This is a genomic window from Acinetobacter sp. AOR01_HL (assembly GCF_027855455.1).
In the GTDB taxonomy this organism is placed as follows: Bacteria; Pseudomonadota; Gammaproteobacteria; order Pseudomonadales; family Moraxellaceae; genus Acinetobacter; species Acinetobacter baumannii.
In genome coordinates this window covers 19,739-34,404 of sequence record NZ_JAKTIM010000038.1, presented here as the reverse complement: position 1 = coordinate 34,404, position 14,666 = coordinate 19,739, and the positions used below count along the sequence as shown (strand labels likewise).

Annotated in this window: 13 protein-coding genes and 1 pseudogene; 5 read left to right on the top strand and 9 right to left on the bottom strand. The window is 39.5% G+C overall.

Annotation, left to right across the window (positions count from 1 at the left end):
• Positions 1-108: 108 nt before the first annotated feature.
• The 5 genes from MKL62_RS11190 (at position 109) to MKL62_RS11170 (ending at position 5,426) form a co-directional block, all read left to right on the top strand.
• Positions 109-2,808: a TonB-dependent receptor gene (locus MKL62_RS11190; RefSeq protein WP_005128782.1), complete on the top strand. Its 2,700-nt coding sequence runs from the start codon at positions 109-111 to the stop codon at positions 2,806-2,808.
• Positions 2,809-2,916: 108 nt separating this feature from the next.
• A complete protein-coding gene (locus tag MKL62_RS11185) occupies positions 2,917-3,633 on the top strand; it encodes an energy transducer TonB (RefSeq protein ID WP_000525879.1) in 717 nt (238 codons plus the stop codon).
• Between the two features lie 40 nt (positions 3,634-3,673).
• The gene (locus tag MKL62_RS11180; protein WP_002009183.1) at positions 3,674-4,555 is read left to right on the top strand and encodes a MotA/TolQ/ExbB proton channel family protein; all 882 of its coding nucleotides are present in this window, start codon (positions 3,674-3,676) and stop codon (positions 4,553-4,555) included.
• 15 nt (positions 4,556-4,570) lie between these two features.
• The gene (locus tag MKL62_RS11175) at positions 4,571-4,993 is read left to right on the top strand and encodes an ExbD/TolR family protein (protein ID WP_005128783.1); all 423 of its coding nucleotides are present in this window, start codon (positions 4,571-4,573) and stop codon (positions 4,991-4,993) included.
• A 19-nt stretch (positions 4,994-5,012) separates the two neighbouring features.
• Positions 5,013-5,426, top strand: coding sequence for an ExbD/TolR family protein (locus MKL62_RS11170; RefSeq protein ID WP_000525666.1), 414 nt, complete (start codon positions 5,013-5,015; stop codon positions 5,424-5,426).
• 69 nt (positions 5,427-5,495) lie between these two features.
• Here the strand turns inward: MKL62_RS11170 and MKL62_RS19605 are convergent.
• The 9 genes and pseudogenes from MKL62_RS19605 to gpJ all read right to left on the bottom strand — a co-directional run.
• A pseudogene (locus MKL62_RS19605) lies at positions 5,496-5,627 on the bottom strand (GNAT family N-acetyltransferase); the annotation flags it as partial.
• Between the two features lie 102 nt (positions 5,628-5,729).
• Positions 5,730-7,895 (bottom strand): malate synthase G, encoded by a 2,166-nt coding sequence (locus MKL62_RS11165; protein WP_005128784.1) that lies wholly within the window; start codon positions 7,893-7,895, stop codon positions 5,730-5,732.
• Between the two features lie 462 nt (positions 7,896-8,357).
• A complete protein-coding gene (locus MKL62_RS11160) occupies positions 8,358-8,555 on the bottom strand; it encodes a hypothetical protein (RefSeq protein WP_031965403.1) in 198 nt (65 codons plus the stop codon).
• A 93-nt stretch (positions 8,556-8,648) separates the two neighbouring features.
• On the bottom strand, positions 8,649-8,819 hold the full coding sequence (locus tag MKL62_RS11155; RefSeq protein ID WP_171066203.1) for a hypothetical protein: 171 nt from the start codon (positions 8,817-8,819) through the stop codon (positions 8,649-8,651).
• Positions 8,788-9,156 carry a hypothetical protein gene (locus tag MKL62_RS11150; RefSeq protein ID WP_004841990.1) on the bottom strand — a complete coding sequence of 123 codons (369 nt, stop codon included), beginning with the start codon at positions 9,154-9,156 and terminating at the stop codon, positions 8,788-8,790. Before MKL62_RS11150 ends, MKL62_RS11155 begins: the two co-directional genes overlap by 32 nt.
• Positions 9,156-9,665: an endolysin LysAB3 gene (locus MKL62_RS11145; RefSeq protein ID WP_004841992.1), complete on the bottom strand. Its 510-nt coding sequence runs from the start codon at positions 9,663-9,665 to the stop codon at positions 9,156-9,158. Before MKL62_RS11145 ends, MKL62_RS11150 begins: the two co-directional genes overlap by 1 nt.
• Positions 9,649-9,915 (bottom strand): holin, encoded by a 267-nt coding sequence (locus tag MKL62_RS11140; RefSeq protein WP_000774828.1) that lies wholly within the window; start codon positions 9,913-9,915, stop codon positions 9,649-9,651. The genes MKL62_RS11145 and MKL62_RS11140 overlap by 17 nt, the downstream gene beginning before the upstream one ends.
• A gap of 66 nt (positions 9,916-9,981) precedes the next feature.
• Entirely contained in the window at positions 9,982-10,161 is a 180-nt protein-coding gene (locus tag MKL62_RS11135) for a hypothetical protein (RefSeq protein WP_004841994.1), read from the bottom strand.
• A complete protein-coding gene (gpJ, locus tag MKL62_RS11130; RefSeq protein ID WP_270899769.1) occupies positions 10,161-14,645 on the bottom strand; it encodes a TipJ family phage tail tip protein in 4,485 nt (1,494 codons plus the stop codon). Before gpJ ends, MKL62_RS11135 begins: the two co-directional genes overlap by 1 nt.
• Positions 14,646-14,666 lie beyond the last annotated feature (21 nt).

Here is a 14,666-nt window from a genome sequence, read left to right as displayed (position 1 = left end):
CAATATTTTGCATAAACTAAAAAAAGAAAAATATATAGTTGGCACTTGCTTTGCTTAAAAACTTTCCAGCAATATCGCTAACGACAACAAAAAGGGATCAAGTCCACGATGAAAAAAAAATACAATGTTCGATCTCAGGCAACCCCCAAGATTGGCAAAACAATTCTTAAATTAAGCACCCTTAGTTTAAGCATGATGTGTCTTACCATGGCACAAGCAGCAGAAACCGAACAATCAAGTACCGATGAAAAACCAACAAAAGTCGTAAAAGTTGCCGTTACAGGTTCTTCAATTAAAGGGGTTGCGGCACAAAGTGCTTCCCCGATTACCATTATTAAAGGCGAAGATCTCGCAAATGCTGGCGTTACTACAGTTGAAGAAGCATTAACCCGTGTAAGTTCAAATCAGGCAGGTTTTTCAACTGACCAGAATGTGGGTGCCAGTAATACCGATGGTTCTACTGCTAACCTTCGGGGTTTAGGTAGTGATAAAACACTCGTTTTACTTAATGGACGACGCCTCGCAGCGAACCCTTTTGGTACTTCCACTGTAAACCTAAATATTATTCCTTTAGCAATGATTGATCGTATTGAAGTTTTACGTGATGGTGCCTCAGCAGTTTATGGTGCTGATGCTGTTGCAGGGGTTATTAATTTCATTACAAAAAAAACATATCAAGGTGTAGGTATTAGCGCAGGTTTATTACAACCAGAACACAAAGGTGGTGATAAACAAGATATTTCTATCTTTGGTGGCTACGGCGACTTAGATGAAGATGGTTTTAATATTTTCGGTGTTGTAGATTATCGTCGTACTAACGGCATTATGGCGAAAGACCGAAGAATTTCTGAACGTGGAGGAGTATTACCAGAACTCGGTCTTGATGGACGCTCTGCTAATGCCTTTACCTCAAATTTTTATGACCCTATATCTGGAGTTTCAGGAAATCCCTATGCTCAAAATGGTCAATGTTTGGGTCCCGCAGAGTCAGCAGAAGAAGGATTCTGTTATGCAAATACTCAAGCTTTGATAGGTATCAAACCAGATGTAGAAAACGTTTCTGTTTTAGGACGTGGTACATTCAAAGTTAACGATAATTTAAATGCTATTGGTGAATATATTTATTCACGTAGTGAAGTTATCACTTCTGTTGCCCCTGACCCATTTAGCCGCAGTAATCTGTCAACTCGCGTCACCCTTCCAAGTGATAGTCCATATTATCCAGGCAATGGTATTGTTCCTAGCGTTAAAGGGTTAAGTGGTGCTCCCCTTGAACTCTATTTACGATCACATGCAGGAAACCGTATAGCTAAATCAATTAATGAATCACATCGGCTTTTTGCAGGTTTGGAAGGTGACGTATGGGGCTGGGATTTAAACACAGGTGTTACCTATGCAAAAAGTGAAGCCTCAGATAATTTCGTTACTGGTCAATTAAATAAGACTAAATTACAAGATGCATTAAATAACGGAACATTAAACCCATTTGGTGAAAGTAGTGATCGTAATATCTGGAATAATTTATCAGTTAAAGGGAAATATAATGAAGCAACTTTAGAATCCACTACTGCTGACTTCAGTATTAGCCGCCCTATTTTTACTTTACCTGCTGGTGAGGTTGGTTTTGCTTTAGGAGGCAGCTTTACTAATCAAGATTGGAAACAACATATTAATGCAGATTTAGTCCGTCAAGCTCCTAGTAGTGGTACAGACCCTAGTAAACCTGATAATTCCGGTGACCGAGACATTACCTCTGCATTTGCTGAATTACAAATACCTATAACCAAAACGATCGAAGCACAACTTGCAGCCCGTTACGATGACTATAGTGACTTTGGCGATACTTTTAATCCTAAATTCGCGATCCGTTGGGAACCATTAAAACAACTCATGTTCCGTACTTCATATAGCACAGGTTTCCGTGCACCAAGCCTATATGAGATTAATGCTGCTCAAAGCAAAACTTATACTGGTGCAAAATATAATGACCCACTTTATTGCCCAGGCGGTGAGGTCGTAGAAGGGAAAAATAAAAATGACTTTTGTAATACTCAATTTATGAAATTACAGGGAGGCTCAAAAGATTTACAACCAGAAGAATCAAAATCATTTACTGCCGGCTTTGTTTTTGAACCAATTAAAAATCTTGTACTAACGGTTGACTATTTCAATATTAAAATTGACGACCTAATTGCTCAGGTGGGAGAAGCCACCATCTTTGGGGAACCTGAAAAATACTCTGCTCTCTTTGTAAGAAATGCTGATGGTACTATCGACTATATAAAAACCAACTTATTCAACTCTGGTGGCATGAAAACAGAAGGTTTTGATATTAGCCTAAATTATTTAACTCCAATGACATCCACTGGCCGTTTTGGCTTTGGAATTGATGGGACTTATGTATCCAAACTAGATTATCGCGACTCAAAAGGTGAGCCATGGACAGGACAGGTTGGTCTATATGAGGACCCTGCTGTCGTCCGATGGAAACACACAGCTAATATTAACTGGGCATATGAAAATTGGAAATTAGTTTTTGAACAACAGTTTGTACGTGGTTACGATGATCAAAATCAGATAGGTGAAGAACAATATGATCATCACAAAGTTAGTGATTATACCCTCTATAATATTTCTGGTACCTATAAAGGCTTTAAAAATCTTGAGCTAACAGCGGGTATTAAAAATATTTTCGACGAAGACCCATCTGCTTCAAACGTTTTAGATAATTTCCAATACGGATATGACCCTCGGTATGGTGACCCAACAGGACGTACATACTATTTACGTGGTACATACAAGTTCTAAGTGGTTATTTTGCAAACACGACTTTAGAGATCGTGTTTGCAGACCGAATACTCATCCTTAGCCAAACATTAATTTAAAAATTGTTTGTCTACAGTTTCAGGAGTAACTATGGGCATGACTTTTACAGACATAGAAAATAAATCTGCCAAACGCCTAATTGGTATTGCTGCAGTCATTTTTCTGCATCTTCTTGTTGCCTATATTCTGATGTCAGGTTTAGCAAACAATATTCAAAAACCAGCAGAAAAACCTGTGGAATTACAAATTATTCAGGATATTAAGCCACCTCCTCCACCAAAGCCGGAAGAGCCGAAACCAAAGGAAAAACCACCTGAGCCACCAAAAATGGTCGAAAAAGTTGCCAAGGTTCCTGAGCCACCAAAAGAAGTAGAGAAAGTAGCAACACCAGTACAAAAAACGACGCCAGTAGCTCAACCGACTAAAGTCGCTACTCCGGCTCCTGCTGCACCTAGCACTCCTTCTCCGAGCCCTGTTGCTGCACCCGCTCCAGTGGCGGCGGCTGCACCAGCACCTAAACCCGCTGGTGTAACTCGTGGTGTTTCAGAAGGCTCTGCGGGCTGTGAAAAACCGGAATATCCACGCGAAGCACTCATGAACGAAGAGCAAGGAACGGTGCGTATACGTGTTTTGGTTGATACATCCGGCAAAGTCATTGATGCCAAAGTAAAAAAATCGAGTGGCAGCAAAATTTTAGATAAAGCAGCAACTAAAGCCTACAGCTTATGTACGTTCAAACCAGCAATGAAAGATGGCGTGCCTCAGCAAGACTGGTATGAAATTGAATATCCATTCGTAATTGAATAAACAATTGAATTAGCAAGAAATTAAAAAATATTGGAGATATATGATGAAAAAATCAACTCAACCACTAGTACATTTCGCTTCTGCAAGTTTAATCGCAGCTTGCTCGTTACTTCCATTAAGCTCAGTTTTCGCAGAAGAAACGAGCAATGCTCCTGTGGCAACAGCAACTACTGAAGCTACTTCAAATACAACTACTCCAACTCCACCACCAAAGCCTGCAACAAGTGAAACTGTTAAAAATCCATATGGTCTAGAAGCCCTTTGGCGTGAAGGTGACTTAGTCGCTAAGTCTACCTTATTTATTTTAGTACTCATGTCGATTGGTACTTGGTACATCATCATCTCTAAATTATTACAACAAGGTAAAGTCAAACGCCAAGGTAAAGAAGCTGAAAAACATTTCTGGGAGGCAACTTCGCTTGATAATGCTGCAGAAGGTTTAGAACAAAGTAGCGCGTACCGTTTTATTGCAGAAAAAGGCATTAACTCGACTAAATCACACGGCGGATCTCTACTTGAACGCATTGACTTTAATACTTGGGTGAGCATTTCAATACAACGTGCCATCGAAAAAGTACAAAACCATTTAGGCGGCGGTCTCGCTTTTTTAGCAACAGTTGGCTCTACAGCACCTTTCGTAGGTCTTTTCGGAACAGTATGGGGAATCTATCACGCTTTAACTGCAATCGGGATTTCAGGTCAGGCATCTATTGATAAAGTTGCAGGCCCAGTTGGTGAAGCTCTCATTATGACAGCTATTGGTCTTGCGGTCGCAGTACCTGCTGTACTGGGTTACAACTGGTTGACTCGTCGTAATAAAGCAGTGATGGAAAATGTTCGTTCATTTGGTTCCGATTTACATGCAGTTTTATTAAGCGGAGAAATTAATACCAACAATTCAATTAATCGCAGCATTAAATAATCAGGAGCAGACATTATGGGTATGAGTGTTGGTTCTGAAGATGATGACGAAATGATTGGAACGATTAACACGACACCTCTCGTAGATGTCATGTTAGTTTTACTTATTATTTTTCTTATTACTATTCCGGTAGTTACGCATACAGTTCCGGTGAAACTACCAGAAGAAAAAAATACTCCGTACGCGACCACGCCTGAAAATATTCAACTTTCAGTTAATAAGAATGGCGATATTTTCTGGAACGAGAGTTATGTACCGAATAAAGAAATATTGTTAGCAAAATTACAAGCTGTGGCACAAAAAAGGCCGCAGCCGGAGGTACATATTCGAGGAGATCAGCTTACCCATTTTGAAGCGATAGATCAGGTCATTAGTACGACCAAACAAGCTGGTATTGGCAAAATTGCCTTTGTTACTACCCCTCCAGCTTCCCCGTAATGATTTTAAGGAGAATTTTATGGGTATGAATGTTGGCTCAAATAATGATGACGATGTAATGCTAGAGGTGAACATGACACCGCTTATTGATGTCATGCTGGTACTCATTATTATGTTTATTATTACTATACCTGCACCAAACAATGCGATTAATATTAATTTGCCAAATGGCACACCGCCACCAACAAATGAAAAGCCACCTGAAATCATTGATGTAAGAATTGATGCAGCAGGCAAAGTATTTTGGAATAACCAACAGGTTTCTGACCGCAAGGCACTAGAGACTTTATTTCAAGGTGTTGTCGCCAAAAAAGATCAAGACCAAATCAAACTTAAACCAGACCAAATGGCTGAATATAAAAATGTAGCGATGGTCATGGCTACGGCGCAGCGTTTAGGTGTAACTAAAATTGGGATTGTGAGTAGCAATTAATATCGCTTTTAACTTTAGTTAATTCCATTTCCTTCAACGCTAACTTGAATTCTCAGTTAGCGTTTTTTTAAAGTGTTCCTCAACTTTAGACTCAGCAGTAGAATATACATTTGGTGCGATGTAGTCCTTTTGAGAATTATCTAATGATAATTTTGCGCATAGAAGCCAATTCTCACTATCGAGAGTTTTTAAGTTAATCAAACTTGAAATCCTTTATTTATAAATTCACGCCTTATCTATAAGCACAAAATATACCGAAAATAAAAAAGCCTCCGAAGAGGCTTTTTTTATAACAGGTTAAAATCAGTCACCTGTATAACCTTTTAATTTTAAACGAGCCGCATGTAGTAATGGCTCAGTATAACCAGAAGGCTGTTCACAACCTTTAAAGATAAGATCTGAAGCTGCTTGGAAAGCAATATTAGTTTCAAAGTTAGCTGCCATTGGTTTATACAATGGATCATTCGCATTTTGTTCATCAACAATTTTTGCCATGCGTTTAAGCACTTCTTCAACTTGTTCACGAGTCACGATACCGTGACGTAACCAGTTGGCAACATGTTGAGAAGAAATACGTAATGTTGCACGGTCTTCCATTAAGCCCACATTGTTAATATCAGGAACTTTTGAACAACCTACACCTAAGTCAACCCAACGAACAACGTAACCTAAAATACCTTGGCAGTTATTTTCAAGTTCGTTATTAATTTCTTCTGCTGACCAGTTTGTATCAGTTGCAAATGGAGGAGTTAACAAGTCATCTAATGACAACATTTCTTCAGCTTTTAACTGATCTTGACGTGCTTTTACATTTACTTGATGGTAATGCATCGCATGAAGTACAGCACCAGTTGGTGATGGAACCCAAGCACATGAAGCACCAGCATTTGGATGAGCAGCTTTAGTTGCCAACATATCTTTCATGCTATCTGGTTTTGGCCACATGCCTTTACCAATTTGAGCTTTACCCTGTAAACCACATTTCAAACCAATTGCAACGTTACGGTTTTCGTATGCAGCAATCCATTTTTGTGTTTTAACCGCTTCTTTACGAACAACTGGAGCAGCTTCCATAGAAGTATGGATTTCATCACCAGTACGATCCATGAACCCAGTGTTAATAAAGATTGTGCGATCTTTAGCAGCAGCAATACAGTTTTTCAGGTTTACAGATGTACGGCGTTCTTCATCCATAATACCGATTTTTAACGATTTAGGTGGTAATCCTAGGGCTTGCTCAGCACGCTCAAATAACTCAACAGCAAAAGCAACTTCTTCAGGACCATGCATTTTTGGTTTAACAATATACATAGACCCTTTACGAGAGTTTTTATTTTCGTTTTCACTACGGATGTCAGCAATTGATAACAATGGCGTTACCAACGCATCCATAATACCTTCGAAAATTTCTTCACCATCAACTAAAATCGCTGGATTCGTCATTAAATGACCTACGTTACGAAGTAACATAAGTGAACGACCATGAAGTTTTGTTGTGCCACCGATCAAATTTTTAATTTCACGGTCTTTATTCAAAGCGCGAACAATTGTTTTACCATTTTTTTCGATAGATTCTTGAAGAGTGCCCTTCATCAAACCTAACCAGTTACGATAACCTTCAACTTTTTCTTCTGCATCAACAGCTGCTACAGAGTCTTCAAGATCCTGAATTGTTGTAACCGCAGCTTCAAGTGTTAGATCTTTAACACCCGCTAAATCAGTTTGGCCAATTGGACTATTCGCATCAATTTCAATAATGACATGTAGGCCATTACTCAAAAGAACAACTTCTGAAGGGTTCGCTTCTTCACCATTGAAACCCACAAACTGAGCTTCATGAGCTAAGCCAGTTTTAGTACCATCTTTTAAAGTCACAACGAGTTTATTCTGCTCGATTGCATATTTAGTTGCATCAGCATGTGAGCCTTGCGCAAGCGGGAAAATTTCATTTAAGAAGTTTTTAGCAAACTCAATAACTTTCGCACCACGTACAGGGTTATATCCTTTTCCTTTTTCTGCACCGCCTTCTTCTGAAATTACGTCGAAGCCGTAAAGTGCATCATATAAAGAACCCCAACGCGCATTTGCTGCATTTAAACAATAACGTGCATTACGTACAGGTACTACTAATTGTGGACCTGCTAACAATGCAATTTCTTCATCTACGTTTTCAGTAGTAATTTGGAAGTCTTCAACTTCTGGTAATAAATAACCAATTTCAGTTAAAAATGCTTTGTAAGCACCTAATTCAAATTTATTGTTGCGGTGCCATTCATCAATTTTTGCTTGTAATTCATCACGCTTAGCCAATAATGCTTTATTCTTTGGACTAAGGTCGACAACAACTTGCTCAAAGTTCTTCCAGTAAGTTTCACTATCTAAACCAGAACCTGGTAAAGCTTCATTTTCGATAAAATCGTAAAGTTCTTTAGCAATCGCTAACTTGCCTTTTTGAATACGTGCAGTCATTGTCTTTCCTGAAGTTGCTACTTTTTATACCAAGAGAATCCTAGTATACCGATTTAAATTAAGCTGAATACTAATATCACATTCCTAAATAGTAAGCATTTTCCCTTGCATAACTATTGACAAAGATAAATTTTTCTATATAGGAAAATATTAAAATTCCAACTAGGATTCCCAACAATTTATTCAATATTTAAAGATTCTGAAACTAGACTTTTTGTTAACAGACAAAAAAATTTCACTATCTTGTTTTTTCTAAAGCGTATTTAGTTATATCAAACTTTGCACAATGAAAAAGTACTATTTCGCTAAATTTACCTTTTTTTGTTGTAAAAAAAGCGCTCAATTTAGAGCGGTTGTTACTTATATAAATCAGTAGGTTAAATATGATTGCTACACTTTTGTTGCACTATTTTTTAAATCTGCATTTGTCTTGTTTTACGTATTTTAAAACTACATTCAAAATTATTTTAAATCTACTTTAATGGGAAGTTCCCAACGGCGCCTATTAAATGTCACAGTACCATCAATGTTTATTGGTAATTGATTGCCGTTGTAGTCGAAAACCTTTAGGACTTTACCGCCTTTGTTTACCTCAGCAAGCAAATTACACGAATGCTCAAGCTTTCCAACTTCTGTGACCATAATCATTAATTGCTGCATGAAAAACCTCGAGAGAATACAGTTGAGAATAATTTTGCTCAAAATGTGCAATTATCCAGATTATTGAGCAAATAATTGCACACTAAAAAGTCATTACTCAAGAGCCTTCACAAGCGCACCGTGTCTTGCTTTGCAGTCATTATATTTTGCAACTGTAGGCACAGCCCAGATCATCCAGTCTTTACCAGTTGTGCCTGCCAATTCGCTCAGATCTGGGCATGGTTGCAATAGGTTAGCTGGTATTACCGGCTTTAATGAGTTCATTGAGTTGCTGCACCCCAGCATCGTCAATACAGCTAGACTTATAAACAGGACGCTCCACGATCTTTTGCACTTCACGCTCAATATATTCGACTTTAGTGTTTTGCTCTGCTTTGACTTGCTCATAGTCTGCGCTCACTTTATTGATCTGATTTTGCTTTTCTGCAAGAGCTTTCAAATTCTTGCGCTCAATCTCTTGGATCTGAGATTGACACTTTTGTTCAGCTTCTTTTAGCTGACCAGTTTTGTAATTGAGTACGGCCAAAGATATGGCCAATAAAAAAGCGAGAAACACAATAATGATTTCTCGCCAATATTTAGCAGCAAATACAATCCACATCACTGCGCTCCTATACATTTAGCATGTCTTTCAAGCTGTCTAGTCCAGACGCCATAGCATCCATTTTTACGAATAGAGCAATCGCGCTTTGCAACGTACTTATATTTAAGTAATGAGTCGCAAGCCGCTTTATATTGACCAGCTTTCAAGTGTTTAAGCATTGATGATTTTGCGAATGTTGGCACACCGTATTGATACGTGAAATCAAGGTATAGGTCATATTCAGTTTGTGATAATTTCACGCCCTTCAATGAATCTTTAAATGCTACTTCACGTTTTGCGACATCATTACGCAACCATTTATCTGCAGTCGCGCGTGTAATTGGTGGATCTGTCATTTTTACTGGGGAGCCATCAGGTTTGAATGTTGAACCGTAGCCCTGTGTTGGCCGATCCCCCTTAACGGGAATTACTGGCTTTGATGTAAACCCTTCATCGTTTTTTACACCCACAAAAAAAGCAGCCGAAGCTGCTAAGAATGCGGCGACATATTTAGTCTTGTTTGACATTACAGTCACCTTTATTTTCCAAGCTTTCTAAATAGGCTTTAAGTGCAATTTCATCGCGCTTATTTTTCTTTCTGGCGTAGTACCAGTTCATTAAAAAACCAGCTAAACCAATGATGATACTGACCCAAAATGCTAAATCGATTGACCCGATCCACGCCGAAACTGCTCCTGCCACACTTCCCCCGTATGTTGCACCCTTGCTGGCCGCCAAAGCGGTCGATGTATCTATAATTTGCTGATTGTCTGCCATGCAGCCCCCCTAATTTCGGCATAAAAAAAGCACCCAATTTAGGGTGCTTCATAACTATTGGATGAGTTAATCTCTTAAGACTAACTCATCATTTTTGACCAAGTATTTATTTGCTGACACCTGGTGATCTACTTCTAAAAATTGTTGCCCCTCTTCTAGATGAATTGTTTCAGCTAGAAATTCAGGGCATTCTATTAAATTCTGTATTTCACCTGTTTCAACCTCATAAACTGCAAAATATGCCATTACTTCCTCATCGTCATTGCATGAATATAACGTTGAGACACATTCATGGAACCACCAGCAACAACTCTCAATTGCAATTTGAATGTCCCTGCTATTCCTGTTGAATCGTGTCTTGAAATATTAATTGTTCCAGCACTACGCGAGTTACCAGTCACTAAAATGTTATGTCTATGTTCACCACCATCAGACATAGTCACGTTGCCATTTAAACTAACAGTATGGCTGTGTGACCCACCACTGTTTGTGTTTCCATTTGCGCTGAATGAGTGACTGTGAAATGTACCTCCTGCATTTGTCGAGCCAGTCGTACCATTCACATTGTAGCTATGACTATGCGAACCATCTTGCCCGGTATTACCCGAAACACTAACAGCAGAACCATTATGATTGTGCATACCATTTGCATCGGTAATAGATGCCACTGAAGTGTGTTCAATGAAGTGAACTTCTAGATCCTCAAAAACGACTTGATCATTTTTGAGAACTCGGCAATAAACTTGCTGTTTCGGACTGTAGCCAGTAAAACTAAAGACTGCACCAAAGGTTAAAACCGTATGCCCCATATCAGATGGAACGTTTAAAGTCTGAATAGTGACATATTCAGTATCAACACCCACTGAGATTTCAGCAAACGCTGATACTGGAACAGTTACGGCATTATCAGCAATCTTCAAAGTATCAACTGCAAGATCAGCAATTTTACCTCTTGTCACTGCAAGATTATCAATCTGAGCACTTCCAACAGCTAATTGTGCAATCTTGCCTCGCTGTACAGCCAAGTCTTTAATATGAGATGTATCGACGGATTGATAATCCATAATGACAGTTTTTAGGTATGCACCCACTGGGAAAACTGTGCCTGTTACTGGGTCAGTAAAAGGGGTTGTACGGAAAATAAATGGATATGAAACAGTGCCATTACTACCGTTTCCGATTGCAATAGAATCAAAGTTAAAAATAAACTGAGACTCTACGCCATCATTGGCACCACCCCAGCCTGCAATTTTGCCATTCACATCAAGCTTAATGAACTTTTGTGCATATAGCCCATTGACTGATTTAGTGACCTCTTGAACAGCAGCTTTATTACCATTCAAATCAGTTTGAATTGTATCTGTACGAATTGCTTGTGCTAAATCACTTTCAATACGCGCTGACTGTTCAGACCAGACACCCGCATAGCCTCCCTCATTACCAATTAACTCGGATTCCGAGCCGATTAAAGGCGGGTTAATTTGAGCATAGACACCATCAAGTCTGATCGTTTGGGCATTAACTTTGTCATCTACATTCTTAATATCAGACTTAACTTGCTCAAGTTCACCAGTTGAAGCTTTATCGTCAAGCTCAAGATTAATTGAATCAATTGCTTCAGCATTTGCCGAAGACTGATCTACCGCGACTTGTGCAGATTGGCGTACCGTGGCTAAAGCACTATCATTGCTAGCAATATAAGTATCAATCTTTTGAACTGTTACTTTGTCACCCTCTATACGCGCTTGAACCTCTTGCTGAGCGTACGCACGTAAATCATTTACTTCAACAACGGTTGTATCAATGCGCTTACTAAGTGCCAAGTCTCCTTCGATCATTGCCGATTGAACAGACCATGTGCCAGCAAAACCTTGATCGTTACCAATTAGATCTGATTCAGAGCCAATCAATGCAGGATTCAGTTGTGCATACACACCATCTGTTTTTTCAGCAACTAATGAAAGATCATCTGCAACAACACGAATATCTTCCTGAACCGCCGCAAGACCATCATCACTTGATTTCTTGACCGTTTCTACAACTTCAAGAACACTTTCATCACCATCAATAATTTGCTGTGAAAGGCCATCTGAAGCTTGCTGAATAGCGTTTTGACGATCAATGACTTCTTGTGCAATCCGATCTTTCGTATTCTGAATATCTTGCTTAAGTGGACCTATTTCAGCATCAATAGTCTCAATATGATCAATCTTGGTTTTAAGATCCTGGTTGAGCTGAGACTCACTGATTTGATCATTTAAAAGCTCAAGAACATCTGTTGCATCGGCAGAAGTTGTCGCATGAGTCCAATCCGACCATGGCCCAATATTTCCAATCCTATCAATCAAACGCCCCCGATAAAATTGAGTCAGATTTGGCTGTAAACCTTGCAGAGTATGAGTCGTTGTTGGATAAGCGAATAAGCCCAATTGAGCAATGTTACTTGTGCCATCTGGCGATACTTGAATCTCGGTATAAGCCGTATCAAGTGCACCTGTGGCCGGAAAACCCCAATTTAGGCGCATACCAAACAAAATACCTGTTGCTTGGATGAACGCTAAAGCTGGTGGCAAACCTTGCTTACCATTGAGCTTAGTGACAACTGAATAAGTCGGTAAAGATGAAATATCCGAAGCATTAACCGCTGAAACTTTTGCTTGATAGTTACCAGCATAAATACCCGGCACCTCAATTGAATTATTACCCGTGATTGGTAATTTAATCCAACTCCCATCATCTTTCCGCCATTCAACCAGATACTTAACCGCACCTTTTGCTTGCGTCCAAGACACAACCATAGTGGCAACATTAATACCTTGATCCACCCGATCTTCGCTTGTAATAACAATATTTGAAACTGGTTCTTGAATATTGGGATTAACAATTGAAATTGGTACATCGATGTAATGAGCGCCATGATCGATTGCATCAAACTTTTTCGGATTGTATTCAAGCGCAGTAATAGTAAATTGATGTGAATCACTTTGAACTACTGACAAAACCCTAAATTTAAGCGTTGCCAAATCTTGAGCATCAATCACCCAGACGTTTTGTGCTGCAATCGCATCAAACTCATGAGTAACTGTAACCACTCGACCCGAGATCGATTGAACAATTCGAGTTTGAGCTTTGCCATCCTCGCCATTAATAATCAATCGGTCACCAGCAACTGCCACAACGTCGTCACGATCTAGCGTAATGCTTTTACGATCTGCTGATATTTTAGATACACGACCACCGTTTGCTCTTCCAGCAAAAATAGGATCCGCAAATTCAATCACTTTACCCGGCAAAGGAATATGGCCGTCTAATCCAACTTTAAAAGTCACAGTACGTGTTTCAAGTTGTTCAGACTTTAAAGCCCACAAGCCTGCTCGTTGTGCTTGCCCACGCGATGTGCACCCCCACGCATCAAGTTCAAGTAAGCGCACCTGTTTCATTTCAGAAATGGCTTTCTCATCACGCACAAATTCATATTCAGTCTTATAGTGATTGGCTGGGTTATCCCAAGCTACTTTTACTGCATTATGTCTATCACGGGCACGTGTACCATTATGATCCGGCTCCCCGATAATATTTGCACGGGTATATGTGAAATAGGTATCTTGTGGAATATCAGCATCACAAACAATACTATCCCCATCCCAATAAGTTATTGCCCTAAATACCCCTGCTAATTTTGTAAGAATGCTATAAGCATCTTCAGCGCTCTGAAGATAAATGTTACATGTGAAACGTGGTTCTTGACCGCCCAACCCGTCTGGTACCAACTCATCACAGTATTGGGCTAAACGGTATAAAGACCATTTATCAAGCATTCCATCTGTAATTCGCTCACCAATTCCATACCGCTTAGATGTGCAAAGATCGTAATAAATCCAAGCTGGGTTATTCGAATAAGCTCGTTTAAAAGTACCATCCCACATGCCAACATATTCGCGAGTTCCGGGGTTGTAATTTGTCGGTACCTTAATTTTTACGCCTTTCAAATCAACCGCTAGTTTTGCGACTGACCCACCAAAGGTTTCTGCATCATATTGCAATGAAACTAATGCTGTATTTGGATAGCGTAATTTCGCGTCTATTACTTCAGTAACAGCCTTAACATACATTTTGTCGCTGATATATTCAGAAGTTGAATTTGGCGTAATTCGGCGAACACGAACGAGCCAGCCAATATCAGCTTTTGGAAGGTCAATACGGTGCGGACGCTCATAGTTATCAGATGTTTTATCTGAAATTTTTGCTCTTAATACTTCTGACCATGCACCGCCATCAGTTTGCAAGTCCACCGCGTATTCAATGGTATATCCAGTAACATCACCCGTTGTTGGGTCTTGGTTGCGTAGTGGACCCCAACGTAAACGTAAACGTACTGCATCAAGATCTAGGTTGTTAAAAGAGCGCACCCAAGGTGTAGATGATTTAAGCTCTACGTCAATCGGGATTTCATTTTCAACTGCCGGGAAGCCTTCAATGTATTCTTGATCGTTTGTTCCGGATCTAAAATTAACAGTAACGTTTTCAAAGTTCTTGTTGCCGTTTTCATCTTGCAACGGAGTATCTTCAAGCAAAATTGATTGATAGCCGTTTGCTAATCCTTCGACCTCACCCTCCGCTAGACCAATCAACTCTTTAATATAAGTTTTAGATTGTGCGGAGTCCGGTGCAACTACTGGTTGTCTTGGTTGCTGGCTTCCCTTTTTTGCGCCTTTTACCATCGCTGTCATATCAAATCCCACGCAATAAAA

What these genes read in the sequence shown, in the direction of transcription:
- MKL62_RS11150 (WP_004841990.1), bottom strand. Translation starts at nt 9,156, where the DNA reads ATGTGGATTGTATTTGCTGCTAAATATTGGCGAGAAATCATTATTGTG.
- MKL62_RS11135 (WP_004841994.1), bottom strand. Translation starts at nt 10,161, where the DNA reads ATGGCATATTTTGCAGTTTATGAGGTTGAAACAGGTGAAATACAGAAT.
- MKL62_RS11170 (WP_000525666.1), top strand. Translation starts at nt 5,013, where the DNA reads ATGGGTATGAATGTTGGCTCAAATAATGATGACGATGTAATGCTAGAG.
- MKL62_RS11190 (WP_005128782.1), top strand. Translation starts at nt 109, where the DNA reads ATGAAAAAAAAATACAATGTTCGATCTCAGGCAACCCCCAAGATTGGC.
- MKL62_RS11185 (WP_000525879.1), top strand. Translation starts at nt 2,917, where the DNA reads ATGGGCATGACTTTTACAGACATAGAAAATAAATCTGCCAAACGCCTA.
- MKL62_RS11175 (WP_005128783.1), top strand. Translation starts at nt 4,571, where the DNA reads ATGGGTATGAGTGTTGGTTCTGAAGATGATGACGAAATGATTGGAACG.
- MKL62_RS11155 (WP_171066203.1), bottom strand. Translation starts at nt 8,819, where the DNA reads ATGAACTCATTAAAGCCGGTAATACCAGCTAACCTATTGCAACCATGC.
- MKL62_RS11180 (WP_002009183.1), top strand. Translation starts at nt 3,674, where the DNA reads ATGATGAAAAAATCAACTCAACCACTAGTACATTTCGCTTCTGCAAGT.
- MKL62_RS11160 (WP_031965403.1), bottom strand. Translation starts at nt 8,555, where the DNA reads ATGCAGCAATTAATGATTATGGTCACAGAAGTTGGAAAGCTTGAGCAT.
- MKL62_RS11165 (WP_005128784.1), bottom strand. Translation starts at nt 7,895, where the DNA reads ATGACTGCACGTATTCAAAAAGGCAAGTTAGCGATTGCTAAAGAACTT.
- MKL62_RS11145 (WP_004841992.1), bottom strand. Translation starts at nt 9,665, where the DNA reads ATGTCAAACAAGACTAAATATGTCGCCGCATTCTTAGCAGCTTCGGCT.
- gpJ (WP_270899769.1), bottom strand. Translation starts at nt 14,645, where the DNA reads ATGACAGCGATGGTAAAAGGCGCAAAAAAGGGAAGCCAGCAACCAAGA.
- MKL62_RS11140 (WP_000774828.1), bottom strand. Translation starts at nt 9,915, where the DNA reads ATGGCAGACAATCAGCAAATTATAGATACATCGACCGCTTTGGCGGCC.